A 19,924-nucleotide genomic window follows, 5' to 3' on the forward strand; every position below is an offset into this window, starting at 1 on the left:
CTATGATACAAACCGTTGGAGTCGTCGGAGCAGGTGTAATGGGAAGCGATGTCGCCCTGGATCTCGCTTGCTACGGATACGAGGTGGTATTGAAAGATATCAGCGAGGATGCCGTGCGGCGGGCGAAGGAGAAGATTCGAACCGATTTTCGGCTGTTGAAAATGGTCAAGCCGCAGGCGAAGCAGCTTGCCCTGGAAGACGTGCTCGACCGGATTGCGTTCACGACGAGCTATGACGGCTTCGGGCGCGTCCAGTTCGTCATCGAGAACATTACGGAAGATTGGGAACGGAAGAAGGCGGTGTACACCGAGCTGTCGGAGGCATGCGGCATTGATGCGTATTTCGCCGTCAATACGAGCTGCATTTCCATTACGAAGGTAGGCGCGCTGATGCCCAGACCGGACAAGGTCATCGGTATGCATTTCATGAACCCGGTCCCGATGAAGGAGCTCGTGGAAGTCATTCGGGGAGAGCATACCTCGGATGAGACCGTGGCTTGCGGGGAACAGTTTTTGCGATCGTTCGATAAAGTCCCCGTCGTCGTCAACGATTTTCCCGGCTTCGTGACCAACCGCGTCCTGATGCTGACGATTAACGAATGCGTATGGGCCGTCCAGGACGGGGTAGCCGAGCCGCAGGACGTCGATAAAATTTTCCGCCTCGGCTTCGGCCACAAAATGGGACCGCTTGCCACCTGCGATCTGATTGGCTTGGATACGATTCTGAACTCGCTGCTCGTGCTGTATGACAGCTACAAGGATCCGAAGTTCCGGCCTTGCCCGCTGCTCGTGAAGATGGTGGATGCCGGATATTTGGGCAAAAAATCGGGAAAAGGATTTTTCGATTACGACAAGTAGGGAGGAAAAGGCGATGGACAAGGCCACGGAAAAGGTCAAGGAAGTGAAATGCATCGTATGGGATCTCGACCATACGATGTGGGACGGCATTTTGCTGGAGTCGGGGGAGGTCGCGCTGAAGCCCGGCATCCGGGAGATTCTGGCGGAGCTGGACTCGCGGGGCATCCTGCATTCGATTGCGAGCAGGAACGATGAGGAACACGCCATGAGCAAGCTTCGGGAGTTCGGCATTGAATCGTATTTCCTCTATCCCGAAATCAACTGGAATGCCAAGTCGGCATCGATAGAGAAAATATGCGGTAACCTGAACATCGGCAAGGACACGCTTCTGTTCATTGACGATCAGCCCTTCGAACACGACGAGGTGCAAAGCGTCCATCCGGAGGTGGCCTGCATGGATGCGGCCGACTACGGCACGCTGCTTGCGCATCCGCGTCTCAACCCCCGCTTCATCACGGAAGATTCGAAGCGCCGCCGCGCCATGTATATCGAGGATATGCAGCGGAAGCGGGAGGAAGAGGCGTTTGCCGGGCCCCAGGAAGCGTTCCTGAAATCGCTCGGCATGCGCTTCGTCATCAGCGAGGCCAGGGAGGAGGACTTGAAGCGGGCCGAGGAACTGACCGTCCGCACCAATCAGTTGAATGCGACGGGCTATACCTACAGCTACGAGGAGCTGGACCGGATCAGACAGTCTCCGGACTATATGCTGCTGGTTTGCGAGCTGACGGATAAATACGGCTCCTACGGCAAGATCGGTCTCGCTCTCATCGAGCTAAAAGAGGACTGCTGGCATTTGAAGCTGCTGCTTATGTCTTGCAGGGTGATGTCGCGCGGCGTGGGCACCGTCATGCTGACCTATATTATGCAGCAGGCCAAAATGGAAGGGAAAACGCTGCTGGCTGACTTCAAACAGACGGATCGCAACAAGATGATGTATGTCACGTACCGGTTCGCGAATTTTGTCGAAGTTTCCAACGACGGCCAGGGGAATATTTTGTTCAAAAACGACTTGAATCAAATTCAACCGTTCCCGCCTTATATTGAGGTGAAGGTGACGGTTGCAGGGAGAAAGGGGTAAACGCGATGGAAATCAAGCAAAAAATTCGCGATTTCATTGAGAGCAATCTGGTTGTATTCGAGGATGAAGCCGTGTTCTCCGACGACGATCATATTTTTCAAATGGGCTTTGTCAATTCCTTGTTCGCGATGAAGCTGCTTGGCTATATCGAGCAGGAGTTCGGGATTACGGTCGGGAACGAGGATTTGGATATCGCCAATTTCAGCACGCTCAACAATATCGTCCGGCTCATCGAAAAGCATATGCAGGAGGTGTAAAGGATGAATGCTCACACATGCTCTTCTGCCGCTCAAATCGTGGAAGAGGCCAGACAGTTCGCAGCCCGGGAGATTCGGGCGCTGGCCGGGGAGATCGACGCCAGCGGGGAGCTTCCCCGCAGCCTGATCGCCAAGCTGGGCGAGCGCGGGTATTTGGCGGCCAGTTGGCCGGAGGAGTACGGCGGCCTCGGGCTGGATCCGGTAGCCTATGGATTGCTTACGGAGCAGATCGGCAAAGCGTGCAGCAACACGAGGGCGCTGCTGACTGTGCAAACCTCATTGCTGGGAGAGACGATGCTGAGATTCGGAACCGAGGCGCAAAAGCGGTTCTGGCTGCCGCGAATGGCGCGGGCGGAGAAGCTGGGTGCGTTTGCCCTGTCCGAGCCGCACGTGGGCTCGGATGCCAAAAGCGTGCAAACGACTTACCGGAAGGAGGGCGCGCGGTACATATTGAACGGCAGCAAGAAATGGATATCGTTTGCGGCAATCGCCGATTTTTTTGTCGTCGTCGCCGCAGATTCGGCCGGACAAATCACATCATTCCTCGTTGAACGCGAGCGCGAAGGCGTGCGCACTATCCCGATGGGCGGCATGCTTGGCAACCGCGGGGTCCATATCGCCGCGATTCGCTTCGATGAAGTGGAGGTTCCTGCCGAAAACGTGCTCGGCAGCGTCGGAGGAGGCTTTACCTATGTCGTCTCCACAGCGCTGGATCATGGCCGTTACAGCATTGCATGGGCGGGGGCGGCCATTGCGGCGGAAGCGCTGGAGGCGATGGTGACGTATGCGCGGTCGCGGTCGCAATTCGGCGAGAAGCTGCATCATTTCCAACTGGTCAAGGGGATGATCGGGGATGCGGTCGCCAAGGTTCACGCCGCGCGATCGCTCTGTCTCAGCGCAGGGGAGATGCGCCGCGATGGGGCGGAGGACGCCATCCACCAAACGGCGATCGCCAAGTATTTTACCTCGAAAGTCGCGGTGGAAGTGACGAACGATACCGTGCAAATTCATGGCGGCAACGGCTGCCGCAGCGACTACCCGGCGGAACGGTTGTTCCGGGAAGCCAAGGTGCTGGAGATTATCGAGGGTACGAGCCAGATTCAACAACAGGTCATTGCCCAATACGGCCTGCGGAAGTATGCGGTCAAGAAGCAGGGGGCAGTTCTAGCGGGAAGGGAGGCGTGACGGCGTGAAGGAGCCGCAAAAACTGGACAAAAGCAATGTGGAAGATATTTTGGCCTTAACCCCGATGCAGTCGGGCATGCTTCTCCAATATTTGAAGAACCCGGATACGACGCAGTATGTAGAGCTGATACAATTGGACATCAGCGGCGAGATCGACTTCTTGTTGTTCGAACAATCGTGGGCATGCGTCGTGCAGGCGAATGAGGCGCTGCGCACCTTGTTCCGGTGGGAAGAGGTGAATCAGCCCGTACAAATTGTGCTGAAGCAGCACCGGCCTGTCATTCGTTACGTGAATGACTCCGAACTGGACGAGGAGGCCCGGGCGCGCCGGATCGTGGCGCGGGCTGCCGCCGACAAGCAGGAGAAGTTCAGACTGGATCAGGTGCCGTTCCGGCTGACGCTATGCAAGCAGACCGAACGGAAGCATACGCTGCTCATCAGCTTCCATCATATTTTGTTGGACGGATGGAGCACCGGCATTCTGTTGAAGGAATGGCTGAACGCCTACCGCATGCTGGCACAAGGGATGAAGCCGGAGCTGCGGCGCAAGCCGCCGTTCAAGCAGTTCGTCGCGTCGCTGCAGCAGCAGGACAAGAAGAAGCAAGAGAGCTACTGGAGCCGGTATTTGCATGAGCTGCAGACCAAGCCGATTCCGTTATCCCGAAGCGGGGCAAGCGCGGAAAAGGCGTCTATCGCCGTGCATACGGAAAAGCGAAGCGGGACCTATGTAGCGGACCTGCACCGGTTTGTGCGGACAGCGCAAGTGACGCAAGCGGCCCTTTTCTATACCGCCTGGGGCATTTTGCTCCAGCATTATACGAATAGCGACGACGTGTTGTTCGGTATTACCGTATCCGGGCGCAACACAAGCATTCCCGGCATGGAGGACATGGTCGGCTTGTTCATCAACACGCTGCCGCTTCGCATGAAGGCGGGTCCCGAACACGGCCTGCCCGATCTCCTGGCCGATGTGAACCGTTCCATCCAGGCGCATGAGGACCATGCGGGGACTTCTTTGACGAACATTAAGGGATACGGCGGGATGCGGGCGGAAGGCGTCCCGTTCGATTCGCTGCTGGTGGTGGAGAACTATCCATTGGATAAGGCGGTCACCAGCGCCGAGGGGCCGCTTGCGATCACTTCCCATTATATCGAGGAAGAAACCGAGTTCGATCTGACGGTCCGCATCACGGCAGCCGATGAACTGGAGATGACCTTCGCTTATAACGAGCGGGCGCATCGTTCCGACACGGTGGCCAAGCTGGCTTCTCATTACCTCTACATCATCGAGCAAATCATCCAAACCTCTACCCAAGTTACGGCCTACCACGAAACGAGACTGCAGGATATCGGCATCCTTACCGCGGAGGAGCGGGAACAAATTCGGCATTTCAATCTGACCACCGCCAGCTATCCCCGTGAGAAGACCATTCACGAATTGTTCGAGGAACAGGTCCGGCTAGCGCCTGAAGGCACGGCCGTCACGGATGAACGGAGATCCATCACCTACCGGGAGCTGAATGAACAATCCAACCGGATTGCCCGCGCGCTGCGGGCGGATGGATTGGAACGCGGCCAGGTTGTCGGATTGCTGGCGAATCGCTCCACTGAAATGATCGCTGGCATGTTCGGGATTCTCAAAGCGGGAGGCGTCTATTTGCCGCTGGATTCTGCTCATCCTGCCGAACGGATCGCCTATATGCTGCAAGATGGGAAGGTAGACATCGTACTGGCTTCTTCCGGTCTTGAGTCGCTAGTGCCGGAACAGATGAAGGTAATGCTGTTGAACGAAGCGCTGCTTGGTTGCGGCGAAGCAACCGACATGCCGTTGGTGAACGGGCCGGAGCATCCGGCCTACGTGATGTACACTTCAGGATCGACCGGCGCCCCCAAAGGCGTGGTGGTCGGTCACCGCAATGTCGTGCGGCTGGTTCGCAATACGAACTACGTGCAGGTGCAGCCGGGAGATGGCGTGCTTCAAGCAGGGGCCATCGGCTTCGACGCCCTCACGTTCGAGGTGTTCGGGGCGCTGTTGAATGGGGCGAGCCTGCACATTCCGGATAAGCATACACTGCTGGACAACACCAGGCTGGATGCCTTTTTGCGCTCGCGGAACATTTCGGTCGCAATTCTGACGCCGGCACTATTCAACCAGTTGGCGCAGCAGCGGCCGCAGATGTTTGCCGGCTTGCTGCACCTCATTGTCGCCGGTGATGTATTGTCGCCGAAGCACATCGAAGCCGTCCGCCAGGCATGCCCAGGGTTGACGATGTGGAACGGATACGGTCCTACAGAGAACACGGTCTTTTCGACCTGTTTTCGAATCGAACGCGAATTTGCCGATCATATTCCGATTGGTCCGCCGATCAGCAATTCCACGGCTTATATTGTCGACCGCCACGATAACCTGCTGCCGATAGGCGTTCCCGGTGAACTGGTCGTAGGCGGGGACGGGGTGGCGCTCGGCTACTTGAACCAGCCCGAGCTGACAGCGGAAAAATTCGTGCCGGATCCGTTCCGTCCTGAGGGCGTCATGTACCGGACAGGGGATATGGCCCGTTGGCAGGAGGACGGAAGCCTTGAATTTATGGGGCGGATCGATCAGCAGGTCAAGATTCGCGGCCACCGCATCGAGCTTGGTGAAATCGAGACGTTGCTCCTCCAGCATCAATCGATTGAACAAGCGGCGGTAACGGCGCTGCGGCGGGGCGGTCACACGGAATTGTGCGCGTATGTGGTTCCTTCCGGGAAGGCGCCGGCGTCCGAACTGCGGGCCTATCTAGCCGCGAAAGTGCCGGATTATATGATCCCGTCGCATTTTGTGCAACTGGATCGCATTCCGCTGACGCCGAATGGGAAGCTTGACCGCAGGGCGCTGCCTGCTCCTGCGGAGCGCGCTCCTTCTGTTCAGGATGCGGCATTGCCGCGGACAGAGCTGGAGCGGCTCATCGCCGAAGCGTGGCAGGCCGTGCTCGAACTGGAGAGCGTAGGCATCCACGATAAATACTTTGAAGTCGGGGGGAACTCCATCAATCTGATTCAGCTCCAGAGCAACCTGCAAAGGCAGCTAAAGCGTGAAGTGCCTATCGTCACGCTGTTCCAGTACCCGACCGTCCATGAATTGGCGGCCTATTTGGCGGGGGAAGCGGACGGGACTCGGGGCCAGGCCGGCGATCAGGCAGCGGCCAGCCGCGCGGGCGGGCCGCATTCCGAAGATGCCGTATCTTCGGCAAGAGCAGGGAGTGAAGGCGGCCGCGACATCGCGATCGTCGGAATGGCCGGCAGATTTCCCGGCGCGCGCAATATCGCCGAATTCTGGAGCAACCTGGAGCAGGGACAGGAGTCGATCTCGTTCTTTACGGATGACGAGCTGGCTGAATACGGCTTTGACCGCGATTTATTGAAGCGGCCGGAATTCGTCAAGGCGAAGGGCGTGCTGGATGAGATGGAACACTTCGATCCGGCCTTCTTCGGCTACACGCCCGATCAGGCCGCCATTATGGACCCGCAGATCCGGCTGCTGCATCAATGCGCTTGGCATGCCCTGGAGGACGCGGGCTGCGATCCGGAACGCCACGATGGGTCCATCGGGCTGTTTGCCGGCATGATGAACAACTTCCATTGGTTGTCGCAGCTATCCGAGCGGCTGCACGGGAACTTGTCGGACATGTTTGAGGTGAATTCGCTCAATGATACCTATAGCGTCAGCACCCGCATTGCGCACAAGCTGAATTTGACCGGGCCCGCGATCAGTTTGCAAACAGCTTGCTCCACCTCGCTGGTGGCCGTCCATTTGGCGTGCCAGTCGATCCTCAGCGGCGATTGCGATCTGGCTCTGGCCGGCGGCGCATCGATCGTGCTTCCTCAGAAATCGGGATACCTGTATCAGGAAGGCATGATCAAGTCACCGGATGGACACTGCCGCACCTTCGACGCCAAGGCGAAAGGCACGATAGGCGGAGACGGCGTCGGCTTCGTCGCGCTCAAGCCGCTGGAGGCCGCGAAGAAGGACGGAGACCGGATCTATGCGGTCATCAAGGGAACAGCCATCAACAATGACGGCAGCCGCAAGGTCGGTTATACGGCCCCGAGCGTGGAGGGCCAGATGGACGTCATTCAGAGGGCGCTGGCCGCGGCGCAAGTTCCGGCGGACAGCATCACGTACGTGGAGGCGCACGGATCGGGAACGCCGCTGGGCGATCCGATCGAGATCGAAGCGCTGACGAAGGCGTTCCGGTCGGATAGAACCGGCTTTTGCCGCATCGGCTCCGTCAAGACGAACATCGGCCATCTAGATGCTGCGGCAGGCGTGGCTGGCTTGATGAAGACGGCATTGGCGCTTCATCACAAACAGATTCCGCCGAGCCTTCACTTTGAGATGCCGAATCCGAACATCGACTTCGCCAACAGCCCGTTCGTCGTGAATACGGCGCTCGCCGAATGGCGGAACGAGGCGGGGCCGCTGCGGGCCGGAGTGAGCTCCTTCGGCATCGGCGGGACGAACGCCCACGTCATTTTGGAGGAGGCTCCCGTGCGCGAAGCGTCAGGGGCGGGGCGGCGGCCAAGCCAACTGCTGGCGCTGTCGGCCAAGACGCCGGCTGCGCTGGATGCGATGACGGCCCATCTCGGCGCCTATCTTCAGGAGCATCCCGAGCTCAGCCTCGCGGATGTCGCGTACACGCTGCAGCGCGGCCGCCGGCATTTCAAGTACCGGCGCATCCTGTCCTGCGGCACGATCGAGGAAGCGATTGAGGCGTTGACGCCGGCTGAAGGCAGGAACGGCTTCGATGAACGGAAGGTGGTGACCTGCGCCGCGGATGACGGGGGCAGCTCCGTCGTGTTCATGTTCTCCGGGCAAGGCTCGCAATACGTCAATATGGGAGCGGACTTGTACCGGCATGAGCCGGTGTTCCGCGCGGAGATGGATCGTTGCTTCCGCCTGTACCGCGACATTGCCGGACGCGAGATGAAGGACATCTTGTACCCGGCCGCGGATGCGGATGCGGAAGCGGCCGCCCTGCATATAAATCAGACGAAGCATATCCAACCGGTCATGTTCATGTTCGAATATGCGCTGGCGCGGCTCGTCATGGCGTGGGGAGTGAAGCCGGAAGCGATGATCGGCTACAGCTTCGGCGAATATACGGCCGCCTGCCTCGCGGATGTCCTGTCTCTCGAAGATGCGATGCGGCTCATCATCTTGCGCGGAGAGCTGATGCAGCAGGCCCCGGCGGGGGCGATGCTCAGCGTGCCGCTGCCCGAGCAGGAGTTGAGGCTCCGTCTGACCGGCACCTTGTCGCTGGCCGTCGTGAACGGGCCGTCATGCATTGTGTCGGGCTCGGAGGAAGATGTCGCCGCGTTCGAGCACAGCATGAAGGCGGAGAAAATCATGTGCATGCGATTGCCGGTGGCGACGGCAGGGCATTCATCGCTGCTGCACGCGATGAAGGAACCGTTCGCCGCCGCCGTGCGCCAAGTGCGCTTGCAGCCTCCTTCCATACCGTATGTCTCGACGACGACGGGGACATGGATCACCGCGGAGGAAGCGGCTGACCCGGATTATTGGATTCGGCACCTGACGGATACGGTCCGCTTTGCCGACGGCATGGCGCTGCTCGCCCAAGAACCGCGCAGGTTATTCATCGAGATCGGTCCCGGCCAGGATCTGACCCTGCTCGCGCGCCGTCACCTCGGCAGCGGCCGCGACCAGCGGGCTCTCAACCTGGTTCGCCCGGCGCAGCGCGGCGGATCGGACAGCGCCTTGCTGGTCAACCGGATCGGCAGGCTGTGGCTGCACGGCCAGTCCATCGATTGGCAAGCGTTCCATGGGGAAGCCCGCGCCATTGTCTCCTTGCCGTCCTATCCGTTCGCCCGGGAGCGCTATTGGCCTCAAGCTTCCGAAGGCGGGCTGGCGGCGCCGGGAACGGGCCAGGGCAAGGGCCGCCCATCCAGCGGCAAAATGGGCAAACAGGCCGACATGTCCGACTGGTTCTATGTGCCGACATGGAAAAAGACGCCTGCCGCTCCCGCAAGCTTGAAGGGAGAGGCTGCCGGCAATTGGCTTGTCTTCGCCGACGGCGCGGGATTGGCTGCGGACATCGCCAAGCATCTCTCCGAACGGGGAGCCTATGTCGTTACGGTACGGGCAGGAGAGCGGTTTGAGCAAGAAGGAGCGATGCAGTATACGCTCCACCCGCGGAACGAGGGGCATTACGCGAGGCTGTTCTCCGAGCTTCAAGCACACGGGCGGCTGCCGAACCGGATACTGCATGCCTGGGGCGTGTCCGGCCCATCCGGTTCGGACCTGACAACGATACGGGCTGCGCAGGATCTCGGGTTCTACAGCGTGTTGTATACGGCCAAAGCGTTGAAGCGGCAGCAGGTCCGGGAAGAAATGCGCATGTGGGTGTTCACCGACAGCGTGCATGCCATCGCGGGCGAGCCTGTCCTGCATCCGGAGAAGGCGACGGTGCTCGGCCCGTGCCGGGTCATTCCGCAGGAGCTTCCGCACATGCAGTGCCGCAGCATCGACATCGTCTTGCCGGAAGCGGGGAGCTGGCAGCGGGAAAGGCTGATCGGCCGCCTGCTGGACGAATTCGGCGCTGCCGGAACCGAATTGGCGATAGCCTATCGCGACAATGCGCGGTGGGTGCTCGACTATGAGCCGTTCAAAATAAGCGAGCCCGAAGCACAGACGCCGGGGCTGCGTCCAGGCGGCGTCTATTTGATTACGGGCGGGCTAGGATACATGGGCCATACGCTTGGCGGTTATCTCGCCAGAAGCGTCCAGGCGAAGCTGGCGCTCACCAGCCGCTCCCCGTTCCCGCCTCGCGAGGAGTGGGATGCATGGGTGTCTGCCCATGGGAAAGAAGAAGCCGTCAGCGTCCAGATTGGCAAGCTGCGTCAGCTCGAAGCCCAGGGGGCGGAAGTGCTCGTGCTGTCCGCGGATGCCGCCGATCAGGAACAAATGGAGACGGCCATCCGGCAAGCGGAGGCGGCGTTCGGCCCCTTGAACGGGGTGATTCACGCGGCCGGGATGACGGGAGATGCTGCCTTCCGGATGCTGGAGGAGACGGTCGAGCCGTTATGCGAGCAGCATTTCCGGGCGAAAATGTATGGCCTGCTCGTTCTGGAGCGGGTGCTGGCGGGCAAAGATCTGGATTTCTGCCTGCTCGCGTCGTCATTGTCTCCGATGCTTGGCGGCTTGGGCTTTTCCGCCTACGCGGCGGCGAACCATTTCATGGATGCCTTTGTGCATGATCGCAACCGCCGCCAGCCGGTGCCGTGGACGAGCGTCAACTGGGACGGCTGGCAGTTGGAGGCGGATCAGACGATTCGCGGGCAAGCGGGCACTTCGATATCCGAGCTGCTCATTGCCCCCGCCGAGGGAGTCGAGCTGCTCCGGCGCTTGCTGCCGGTGCGGGACATGAGCCAGATCGTCATATCGACCGGCGATCTGGGCGCCCGGATCGACAAGTGGGTGAGACGGGAGGGGCAGCATGAGGAGCCGGAAGCATTCCGGCAAGGAGACGGCTCCTACTACTCCCGGCCGGCGCTGTCCGGCGAATATGCGGCTCCTGCCACGGAGACGGAACGGAAGCTGTGCGCGATGTGGGAGCAGTTTTTCCGCATCGACCGGATCGGCGTGCAGGACGACTTTTTCGAGCTGGGCGGCGACTCGCTCAAAGCGATAACGGTCGTCTCCGCGATTCACAAAGAGCTGAGCGTCGAGATTGGCCTGCCCGTTTTTTTCAATATGCCGACGATTCAGCAGTTGTCCGCTTATATCGACGGGGCGGAACGGAGCGCTTATCACGATATCGAGCCGGCCGAGGCGAAGGACTATTACGAGCTGTCCTCGGCGCAGAAGCGTCTCTATTTGATTCAGCAGATGGAACAGGGGCATACGGGGTACAACGAAATCGTCGCGGGCGTCCTGGAGGGGCGGCTCGACCGGGCGCGCCTGGAAGCGGCGCTGCGGCAGATGGTGGAGCGGCATGAAAGCTTGCGCACATCGTTCGAGCTCGTGAACGGCAAGCCGATGCAGAAAATCAACGAAGCCGTCCCGATCGAGCTGGAATACGAGGACTACAGCGCCGCCGTCACGCCGCTTGACGGCGAGGAGGACGCGGATGAGCGGATTCGCGCCGCGGTGGCGGCATTCGTTCGCCCCTTTGACTTGACCCGGGCGCCGCTGATGCGGGCCGGACTGATCAAGCTCGGGGAGGACCGGTATGTGTTGATGGTGGATATGCACCACATCGTCTCCGATGGCTTGTCGCAGGACATTTTCGTCAACGACTTTCTGGCTCTGTACGCCGGGCGCGAATTGCCCGAACTTCCGCTGCAATACAAAGATTTTTCCGAATGGCAAAACCGGATGATGGACACGGACGAGATGAAACGGCAGGGGGCGTTCTGGCTGGAGCGGCTGAAGGACGCTCCGCGGCTGTCCTTGCGCACGGACTATCCTCGTCCGGACACGAGAAGCTTCGCCGGCAGCCTCGTTCCGTTCGAGCTGGATGCAGAGCGGACCCAAGCCTTGAAGTCGCTCTGCCTGAGGGAAGACGTGACGTTGTTCATGGCCCTGCTCGCCATTTTCAACCTGCTGCTGGCCAAAGTGTGCGGACAGGATGACATCGTGGTCGGGACCCCGGTTGTCGGCCGCAAGCAGCAAGCGCTGCAGCTTATTATCGGCAAGTTCGTCAACATGCTTCCGCTGCGGAACCGGCTTCAGGAAGAGATGAGCTTCACCGATTTGCTTCAAGCCGTGCGCTCGACGACGCTGGACGCCTTCGCTCATCAGGATTTCCAATTCGAGGAAATGGTGCGGCAGGCGGGAAGGGAACGCGAACTGGGCCGCAATCCGATTTTCGATGTCGTGTTCGCCTTGCAGAACATGCAGAATCCGGAGATGAGCGTTCCCGGCTTGATGTTGAAGCCATTCCCGTTCGTTCACGACGCTTCCCATTTCGACCTGTCGCTCATCGCGGAAGAGGACGGAGACCGGTTGGCGTTCAAATTCGAATACAGCACCCGCTTGTTTCAGCGCGACACGATCGAGTGCTTTGCTGCATATCTGCAGGATATCGTGTCTGACGTGCTGGCCCATCCGGACAAGAGGGTCAGGGAGATTGAGATTGCGCACCATCTGGCCGAGCCGGAAGCGGTATTTCTCGCCGGCGCCCAGGGGGAATTCGGCCTATGAGCGGTTTTCGCGGAAATAAGGGAGGTATGGCAATGGGGTTGGCAAGCAGATTGGACAGATTGGCGGTGGCCGCTTCCCAAAAAAGCAAGGAGCGGGACTATTGGCTGGCCGCCTTATCCGGAGAATACGACAAGAGCGGCTTTCCTTGCGACGATGCGCGCGGAACCGGAATGCAGGCGGAAGAAGCCCCGTTGTGCCTGCCGCCGGAGCTGACGGCCCGCTTGCTGCAAGTAAGCAACGGATCGGATTCGAAGCTGCATGTGGTGTTATGCGCCGCGCTCGCGGCCTTGCTGGCCAAGCTGGCGAACCGGAGCGATGTCGTCATCGGGACTCCGATTTACAGGCAGCGGGAGGAAGCCGAATTCATCAATGCCGTGCTTCCGCTGCGGGCCAAGCTGGATGGCTCCCTCTCATTCAGGCAATGTCTGCTTCAAATGCAGGAGACGATAGTGGGAGCCGTCGAGCACCAGAGTTATCCGATGGAGCTCGCAGCCCGGCAACTGGGCCTTCCGGCTGACGATCCGCTCGCCCATCCGCTGTTCGAGACGGCATTGCTCCTGGACAATATTCACGATGAGCGGTATTTCCGGGACGTGAAATGGAAGACATTGTTCCGCTTCCGCAGGACGGAGGACGGGATTGAAGGGGCAATCCAATATAATGCGCGGCTATATCGCAGCGGCACCATGGCAAGCCTCGCTTCCCGTTACACGCTCCTGCTGCGGGAGGCGCTGGCGAATCCCGATCAGCCGCTGCGGAGCATCCCTGTCCTCCTGCCGGGGGAGAAGGAGCGGCTTCTCGGCCCATTGGCCGGAGGCTCGTCCGAGTATCCGCGGGAACAGGCCGTGCACCGCTTGTTCGAGGAACAGGCGGCGCGCACGCCGGACGCTCCGGCCGTCGTCAGCCAGGAAGGACGGCTGACGTATGGCGAGCTGAACGCAAAGGCCAAACAATTGGCCCGGAGGCTGCGGGCGGCCGGATTGGAGGCGGGCGAGATCGTCGGCTTGCTGCTCGCCCCCTCCGCCGACATGCTGGTCGGCATGCTGGCCGCATTGAAGGCCGGAGGCGCATTTTTGCCGATAGATCCGGATTATCCCGACGAGCGCATCGCCTTCATGCTGGAGGACAGCGGCGCGCGCGTGGTGCTGACGCAGCGGCATTTGGCCGGGAGAACGGCCGGCCGCGAAGCGCTGTGCCTCGATGAGGCGGGGCTGTTCGGCGGGGACGCGGAGAACGGGACGGCGGCCGATCCCGAAGCGCTGGCTTATGTCATCTACACGTCGGGCTCTACCGGACTGCCGAAGGGCGTCATGATTGAGCATCGCTCGCTCGTCAATCTGGCGTGCTGGCATAACCGCGCCTTCGGCGTGACGCCATCCGACCGCAGCATCAAGTACGCCGGATTCGGCTTCGACGCTTCGGTATGGGAGGTGTTCCCGTATCTGCTGGCAGGGGCAGCCATTCATATCGTGCCTGCGGACATCCGGCTGGATGCGCGCAAGCTGAACGGCTTTTTTGCGGAGCAGGGCATTACGATCGCCTTCCTGCCGACCATGATGTGCGAGCAGTTCATGGATCTGCCGGATCGGAGAGCGGAGACCCTCCGGATACTGTTAACGGGCGGAGACCGCTTGAAGCGCTACGCGCCGGGGAGCTTCCGGCTCTTCAACAATTACGGGCCGACCGAGAATACGGTGGTGACCACATTCGCCGAAATCGGGACGGATGAAGGCGTCATCCCGATCGGACGGCCGATCGACAATACGCGAGTGTATGTGCTCGATCGCGACCTTCAACTGCTTCCGCCGGGCGTGCCGGGCGAAATATGCGTCGCGGGCGCAGGCTTGGCCCGCGGCTATCTCGGCCGGCCGGAGCTGACGGCGGAGAGGTTCGTGCCCCACCCGCTCGTTCCGGGGGAGCGTCTGTACCGGACGGGCGATCTGGGGCGCTGGCTCCCTGACGGCATGCTGGAGTACTGCGGCCGTCAGGATGATCAGGTGAAGGTGCGGGGGTACCGCATCGAGCCCGGAGAGATCGAAATGCTGCTTCGCGCGCATGAGGAAGTCCGCGAGGCGGTGATCCGGGTCCGGGAGGACGAGAACGGCCAAAACATGCTTTGCGCTTACTATACCGGCCCGGCCGGCTTGTCCGCGGCCGAGCTGCGGGACTATCTGGCCCCGCAACTGCCGGCTTATATGATTCCGTCCTATTTCGTCCGCCTGGAGCGGCTCCCCGTGACGGCGAACGGGAAATTGGACACCAAGGCTTTGCCCAATCCGAAGGAGATCGTTCATACCGGCAAGGAATATGTCGCGCCGCGCGGCGACATCGAGAGCGCGCTGGTCCGGATCTGGGCCGAAGTATTGTCCATTCGCGAGGATAAAGTCGGGGTGCAGGATACCTTTTTCGATCTGGGCGGGAACTCGTTCCAGCTCGTGCAGGTAGTCAACAAGCTGACAGAAGCGTTCGGCCGGGAAATTCCCGTGCCCGTGATGTTCCAGTACACGACGATTGCGGCGCTCGGCGGTTATCTGCAGCGGTTGGACAGCGGCGAAGCGCAAAGACCGGAAGATATGGCGGACAACGAGGAAATAGATGCGGGATTCGCAACGATGGAGCAGACGCTGCTCATATTGGAGGGGGCGCACGATGACTAAGAGCCAACAGACCCAAGCGGCGACCGGACTCGAAATTGCCGTGATCGGCATGGCGGGGCGATTTCCCGGCGCGCGGAATATAGAGGAATATTGGGACAATCTGAAAAACGGGAAAGAGTCGGTCCGCTTCTTTTCCGATGAAGAGCTGGAGGCGGCCGGTGTCGATTCCGAGCTGATCCGCAACCCGCGCTATGTGAAAGCGAAGGCGGTTGTGCCTGATGCGGAATGGTTTGATTCCGACTTTTTCGATTACTCGCCGCGCGAGGCGGAGGTCATCGATCCGCAGCTTCGCATCTTTCATGAATGCGCTTGGGAGGCGCTGGAGCATGCTGGCTGCGATCCTGAGCAGACGAACGGCGCCATCGGGCTGTTCGCCGGCGCTTCGGCAAGCATTTACTGGCAGTTGGTGGCCATGCTGTCGCGCAGCGAGAGCACGGCCGAGCAATTCGCGGCGCTGGCTTTATCGGACAAAGATTTTTTGAGCACGCGAATTTCTCACAAGCTGAATTTGAAAGGGCCGAGCGTGAACGTCGATTCCGCCTGCTCCACTTCGCTGCTGGCGATCCATATGGCCTGCCGGGCGCTGCTGACGGGCGAGTGCAGGATCGCATTGGCCGGCGGAGTGACCGTGACGGTTCCCCGCACGGAAGGCTATCTGTATGAAGAAGGGATGGTCAGTTCGCCGGATGGGCATTGCCGGGCGTTTGACGCCAAAGCGAAGGGGACCGTCGGAGGAGAAGGGGCGGGAATCGTCGTGCTCAAGCCGTTGAAGCAGGCCATCGCCGACGGCGACTGCATCTATGCGGTCATCAAGGGTTCGGCGTCCAACAATGACGGCACGCGCAAGGTGGGATTCTCCGCTCCCAGCATCGAGGGCCAGGCGGAGGTCATTCGGGCGGCGCAGCGCATGGGCCGGATCGTCCCGGAGAGCATCAGCTATGTGGAAGCTCACGGCACAGGCACCGCGCTCGGCGATCCGGTCGAGATCGAAGCATTGAAGCTGGCTTTTCAGACGGAAAAAACAGGGTTTTGCCGCATCGGATCCGTCAAGACGAACATCGGCCATTTGAACAGCGCCGCCGGTGTCGCGGCGTTTATCAAGACCGTGCTGTCCCTGCATCACAAGCAGCTTCCGCCGAGCCTGCATTTCGAGACGCCCAATCCCAAAATCGATTTTGCGAACAGCCCGTTCATCGTCAATACGGAGCTAATCCCGTGGACGAACGAGCGCTATCCGCTGCGGGCCGGCGTCAGCTCATTCGGCATCGGCGGAACCAATATCCATGTCGTGCTTGAGGAAGCCCCGCCGCAGCCGGACGGAGACGAGGGGAGAGCGGCGCAGCTCGTGCTGTTGTCCGCCAAGACGGAATCCGGACTGGAGCAAGCCACGGCCCGTCTGGGGGCTCATTTGCGGGAGCATCCGGGCCTCCCGCTGTCCGATGTGGCCTACACGCTGCAGATCGGCCGCCGGGCGTTCCGGCATCGGCGCATGTTCGTCTGCTCCTCCGCGGAGGAAGCGCGGGAATTGCTGGAGACCTTGCCCCCGGATCGGGTTCACAGCCGGAGCTGCGACAACGACCAGGCCCGGCTGGTGTTCATGTTCCCCGGTCAAGGCGCGCAGTACGTCAACATGGGACTTGATCTATATAAGCGGGAGCCGGACTTCAGGGAGGCGGTGGACCGGTGCTGCGACATCGTCCGTCCGCTGCTGGACGCGGATCTGAAGGAATTGCTGTATCCGGCCGGGAATGACGCCGCTGCCGATTGCGCGGAGCGCATCAAGCAGACCGACGTGACCCAGCCGCTCATGTTTATTTTCTCCTATGCGTTGGCGCAGCTCCTGATGAAATGGGGCTTGAAACCGAGCGCCTTGATCGGCCATAGCGCCGGCGAATACGTGGCCGCGTGCCTGGCGGGAGTGATGACGCTGGAAGAAGCGCTGGAGCTGGTCGCGCTGCGGGGGAGACTGATGCACGGCATGCCGCCGGGAGCGATGCTCAGCGTGCCGCTGCCGGAGCAGGAGCTGAAGCCGCTTCTCGCTGACGGCGTCTCGATCGCGGCGGTGAACGGAGCGGCGCTGTGCGTCGCATCGGGGCCGCATGACGCGATTGACCGGCTGGAACGGCAGCTTGCCGAAGCGGGGCATGCCTGTTCGAGGCTCCATACCTCCCATGCCTTTCATTCGGCGATGATGGAGCCGATCATGGAGCCGTTCCGCCGGAAGGTCAGCGAAATGACGCTCCGTGCGCCGGCCATTCCTTATATTTCAAATGTAAGCGGAACCTGGATCACGGCGGAGGAAGCCGTCGAGCCGGAGTATTGGGTCCGGCATTTGCGCGGCACCGTCCGTTTTGCGGACGGTCTCCGCGAACTGCTGCGGGACGGCAAAGCCGTGTTCGTGGAAGCGGGTCCGGGCAACGCGCTAAGCGCATTCGTGCGCCGGCATCCCGACAAGACGGCGCGCCACGCGGCCGTCAATCTCGTCCGGCATCCGAAGGAGCAAGCCCGCGACGACGAATATTTGCTGCAGCAGGTCGGACGGCTGTGGCTGGAAGGAGCCCGGCCGGATTGGAGAGCGTTCCATGCGGGCGAGCGGCGCAAGCGGACGGCTCTGCCGACCTATCCGTTTGAACGCCGCCGTTATTGGGTCGATCCGCCGTTCGAGGTCGATGTTCTGAAGCAGGGGCTCGCGCGCAAGCGGAACCCGGATTCACGCCCGCAAGACAGCGCCGGGTTCGCCAAACGGAACACGGTCCGCGAGTGGCTGTACGCTCCGGTGTGGGAACGATCGTTTTTGCAGGAAGAGACGGGCTCCGAGCGTTCAGGAAGCTTCTGGGTCGTCTTCTCGCCGGAGGACGGGATCATCCCGCGGTTGGTTGACCGCATGCGGGAAGCTGGCCGCAATGTCGTCGCCGTGCATCCTTCGGATTCATTCTCGCCATTGAATGACTGGACATACCGGATTAATCCCGGGGAACCGGAGCATTATGAGCGTCTGCTGCGGACGCTGACGGAAGCCGGAAGAGCGCCGCACCGAATCATTCACGCGTGGCTGACGGCGGAAGCCGCAGACACCGGGAATGCGGAAGCACGCATCCCTTCCGATGAAGACCGGGCGTTGGATAGAGGCTATTACAGTCTCCTCGCGCTCGCGCGGGCCATCGGATCTTGCGGAATTCAAGAGGAGCTGCACCTTGCGGTCGTGACCTCCCATATGCAGGAAGTGACAGGCGACGAGCGGCTGCAGCCGGAACAAGCGGCGGCGATTGGCGCTTGTCTGGTCATTCCGCAAGAGTACGGCCATGTGCGCTGCCGCAGCATCGATATCGCGGATTCGCTCCGGCAGAGCGAGCCGGAACGGCAGCAAGCCCTGGTCGAGCGCTTGCACGCGGAGATAGCCGCCCCTTCCGACGACCTGTTCGTCGCTTACCGCGGGGCGCACCGCTGGGTGCAAAAATACGCTCGGCTGCCGGCGCCCGCAGCCGGTACCGGCCTGCGGAAGCACGGGGTGTACTTGATCACGGGAGGGCTTGGCGGCATCGGCTTGACGCTGGCGGAACATTTGGCCAAGACGGTGCAGGCGAAGCTGATTCTGGTGGGACGTTCGGGACTGGACGGCGAAGGAGCGGCCAAGCGCGGCGCACTGGATGAACTCGAGAGGTACGGCTCCGAGGTGCTTGTCTGCAAGGCGGATGTGTGCGACGAGGCGCGAATGAAGCAGGTCGCCGCCGAGGCCGTGGCCCGCTTCGGGGCGATTCATGGCGTCATCCACGCGGCGGGGATATCCGACGGAGCGCTCATTCAGCGGCGCACGCGGGAGACGGATGAACGCGCCCTGGCGGCCAAGGTGAACGGGACGCGGGTGCTCGACCGGGTGCTGGCCGGCATGCGGCTTGATTTCCTGGTGTTGTGCTCTTCTCTGACCACCGCGCTGGGCGGCGTCGGCCAAGCCGGCTATTGCGCGGCCAATGCGTATCTCGAAGCTTACGCTTGCCGCAAGCGGGCGGAGGGCGGCACGCCTGTCATCGCCATTGCGTGGGACGGCTGGCAGGCTGTCGGCATGGCCGCGGCAGCCGAGCAAGAGATCGCGGCGATTGCGGCGCAGGCGGGCGTCCGGGCTCAGGGTCCGGACAAGCTGACGCGGCTGCTGCCGGAAGAAGGAGTGGCGGTCTTCCGGCAAGCGTTGGCATGCCGCCGGCCGCAAGTGCTGGTCTCGACGACGGATTTGCCGCTGCGGGTACATGCCGCGCGCGCATCGACGCTGCACTCGCTGATGGACAAGGAACGGGACGGAACCGGCCCGCAAGCGGCCCGTTCCGATGTCGGCACGGCATATGCTCCGCCGGAGGACGAGCTGGAACAGACGATGGCGGACCTGTGGCGGGATTATCTTGGCCTCGATCAGGTCGGCCTGCACGACAACTTTTTTGAGCTTGGCGCTACTTCCCTCGATATCATTCAAATGAATGCGAAGCTGCAGCGCGCGCTGGGGCGGGAAGTGGCGGTCGTCGACATGTTCACCCATCCGACCATACATTCGCTGGCCGAATCGCTTCGGCGGGCGGCGGACAAGGAGACGGTGCCGCCGGAAGAAACGGCGGATCGTTCCGAACGGATACATGACGGCAAAAATCGGTTGAAGCAGCGGCTTCAAAAGCGGGAGAGAACGTGAAAGGGGCGGT

The 19,924-nt window shown here is 61.1% G+C and carries 7 protein-coding genes; all 7 read left to right on the forward strand.

The features are described 5' to 3' along the window. Positions 1-2: 2 nt before the first annotated feature. From NNL35_RS13185 to NNL35_RS13215, 7 genes are read left to right on the forward strand one after another with little or no spacing between them, the layout of a single operon-like run. The gene (locus NNL35_RS13185; RefSeq protein WP_006675301.1) at positions 3-857 is read left to right on the forward strand and encodes a 3-hydroxyacyl-CoA dehydrogenase family protein; all 855 of its coding nucleotides are present in this window, start codon (positions 3-5) and stop codon (positions 855-857) included. A 13-nt stretch (positions 858-870) separates the two neighbouring features. Further along, a complete protein-coding gene (locus tag NNL35_RS13190) occupies positions 871-1,935 on the forward strand; it encodes an HAD-IIIC family phosphatase (RefSeq protein ID WP_254553396.1) in 1,065 nt (354 codons plus the stop codon). 5 nt (positions 1,936-1,940) lie between these two features. Beyond that, entirely contained in the window at positions 1,941-2,192 is a 252-nt protein-coding gene (locus NNL35_RS13195) for an acyl carrier protein (RefSeq protein WP_006675303.1), read from the forward strand. Positions 2,193-2,195: 3 nt separating this feature from the next. Continuing rightward, on the forward strand, positions 2,196-3,377 hold the full coding sequence (locus tag NNL35_RS13200; RefSeq protein WP_254553397.1) for an acyl-CoA dehydrogenase family protein: 1,182 nt from the start codon (positions 2,196-2,198) through the stop codon (positions 3,375-3,377). A 4-nt stretch (positions 3,378-3,381) separates the two neighbouring features. Further along, on the forward strand, positions 3,382-12,585 hold the full coding sequence (locus NNL35_RS13205; RefSeq protein ID WP_254553398.1) for a non-ribosomal peptide synthetase/type I polyketide synthase: 9,204 nt from the start codon (positions 3,382-3,384) through the stop codon (positions 12,583-12,585). Positions 12,586-12,617: 32 nt separating this feature from the next. After that, a complete protein-coding gene (locus NNL35_RS13210; protein WP_254553399.1) occupies positions 12,618-15,242 on the forward strand; it encodes a non-ribosomal peptide synthetase in 2,625 nt (874 codons plus the stop codon). Further along, a complete protein-coding gene (locus NNL35_RS13215; RefSeq protein ID WP_254553400.1) occupies positions 15,235-19,914 on the forward strand; it encodes a type I polyketide synthase in 4,680 nt (1,559 codons plus the stop codon). The genes NNL35_RS13210 and NNL35_RS13215 overlap by 8 nt, the downstream gene beginning before the upstream one ends. Positions 19,915-19,924 lie beyond the last annotated feature (10 nt).

The organism is Paenibacillus dendritiformis, assembly GCF_945605565.1.
GTDB lineage: Bacteria > Bacillota > Bacilli > Paenibacillales > Paenibacillaceae > Paenibacillus_B > Paenibacillus_B dendritiformis_A.

Bases quoted from the DNA above. Each gene is read 5' to 3' on its own strand.
- NNL35_RS13200 (WP_254553397.1), top strand. From the start codon at position 2,196: ATGAATGCTCACACATGCTCTTCTGCCGCTCAAATCGTGGAAGAGGCC.
- NNL35_RS13210 (WP_254553399.1), top strand. From the start codon at position 12,618: ATGGGGTTGGCAAGCAGATTGGACAGATTGGCGGTGGCCGCTTCCCAA.
- NNL35_RS13215 (WP_254553400.1), top strand. From the start codon at position 15,235: ATGACTAAGAGCCAACAGACCCAAGCGGCGACCGGACTCGAAATTGCC.
- NNL35_RS13185 (WP_006675301.1), top strand. From the start codon at position 3: ATGATACAAACCGTTGGAGTCGTCGGAGCAGGTGTAATGGGAAGCGAT.
- NNL35_RS13190 (WP_254553396.1), top strand. From the start codon at position 871: ATGGACAAGGCCACGGAAAAGGTCAAGGAAGTGAAATGCATCGTATGG.
- NNL35_RS13195 (WP_006675303.1), top strand. From the start codon at position 1,941: ATGGAAATCAAGCAAAAAATTCGCGATTTCATTGAGAGCAATCTGGTT.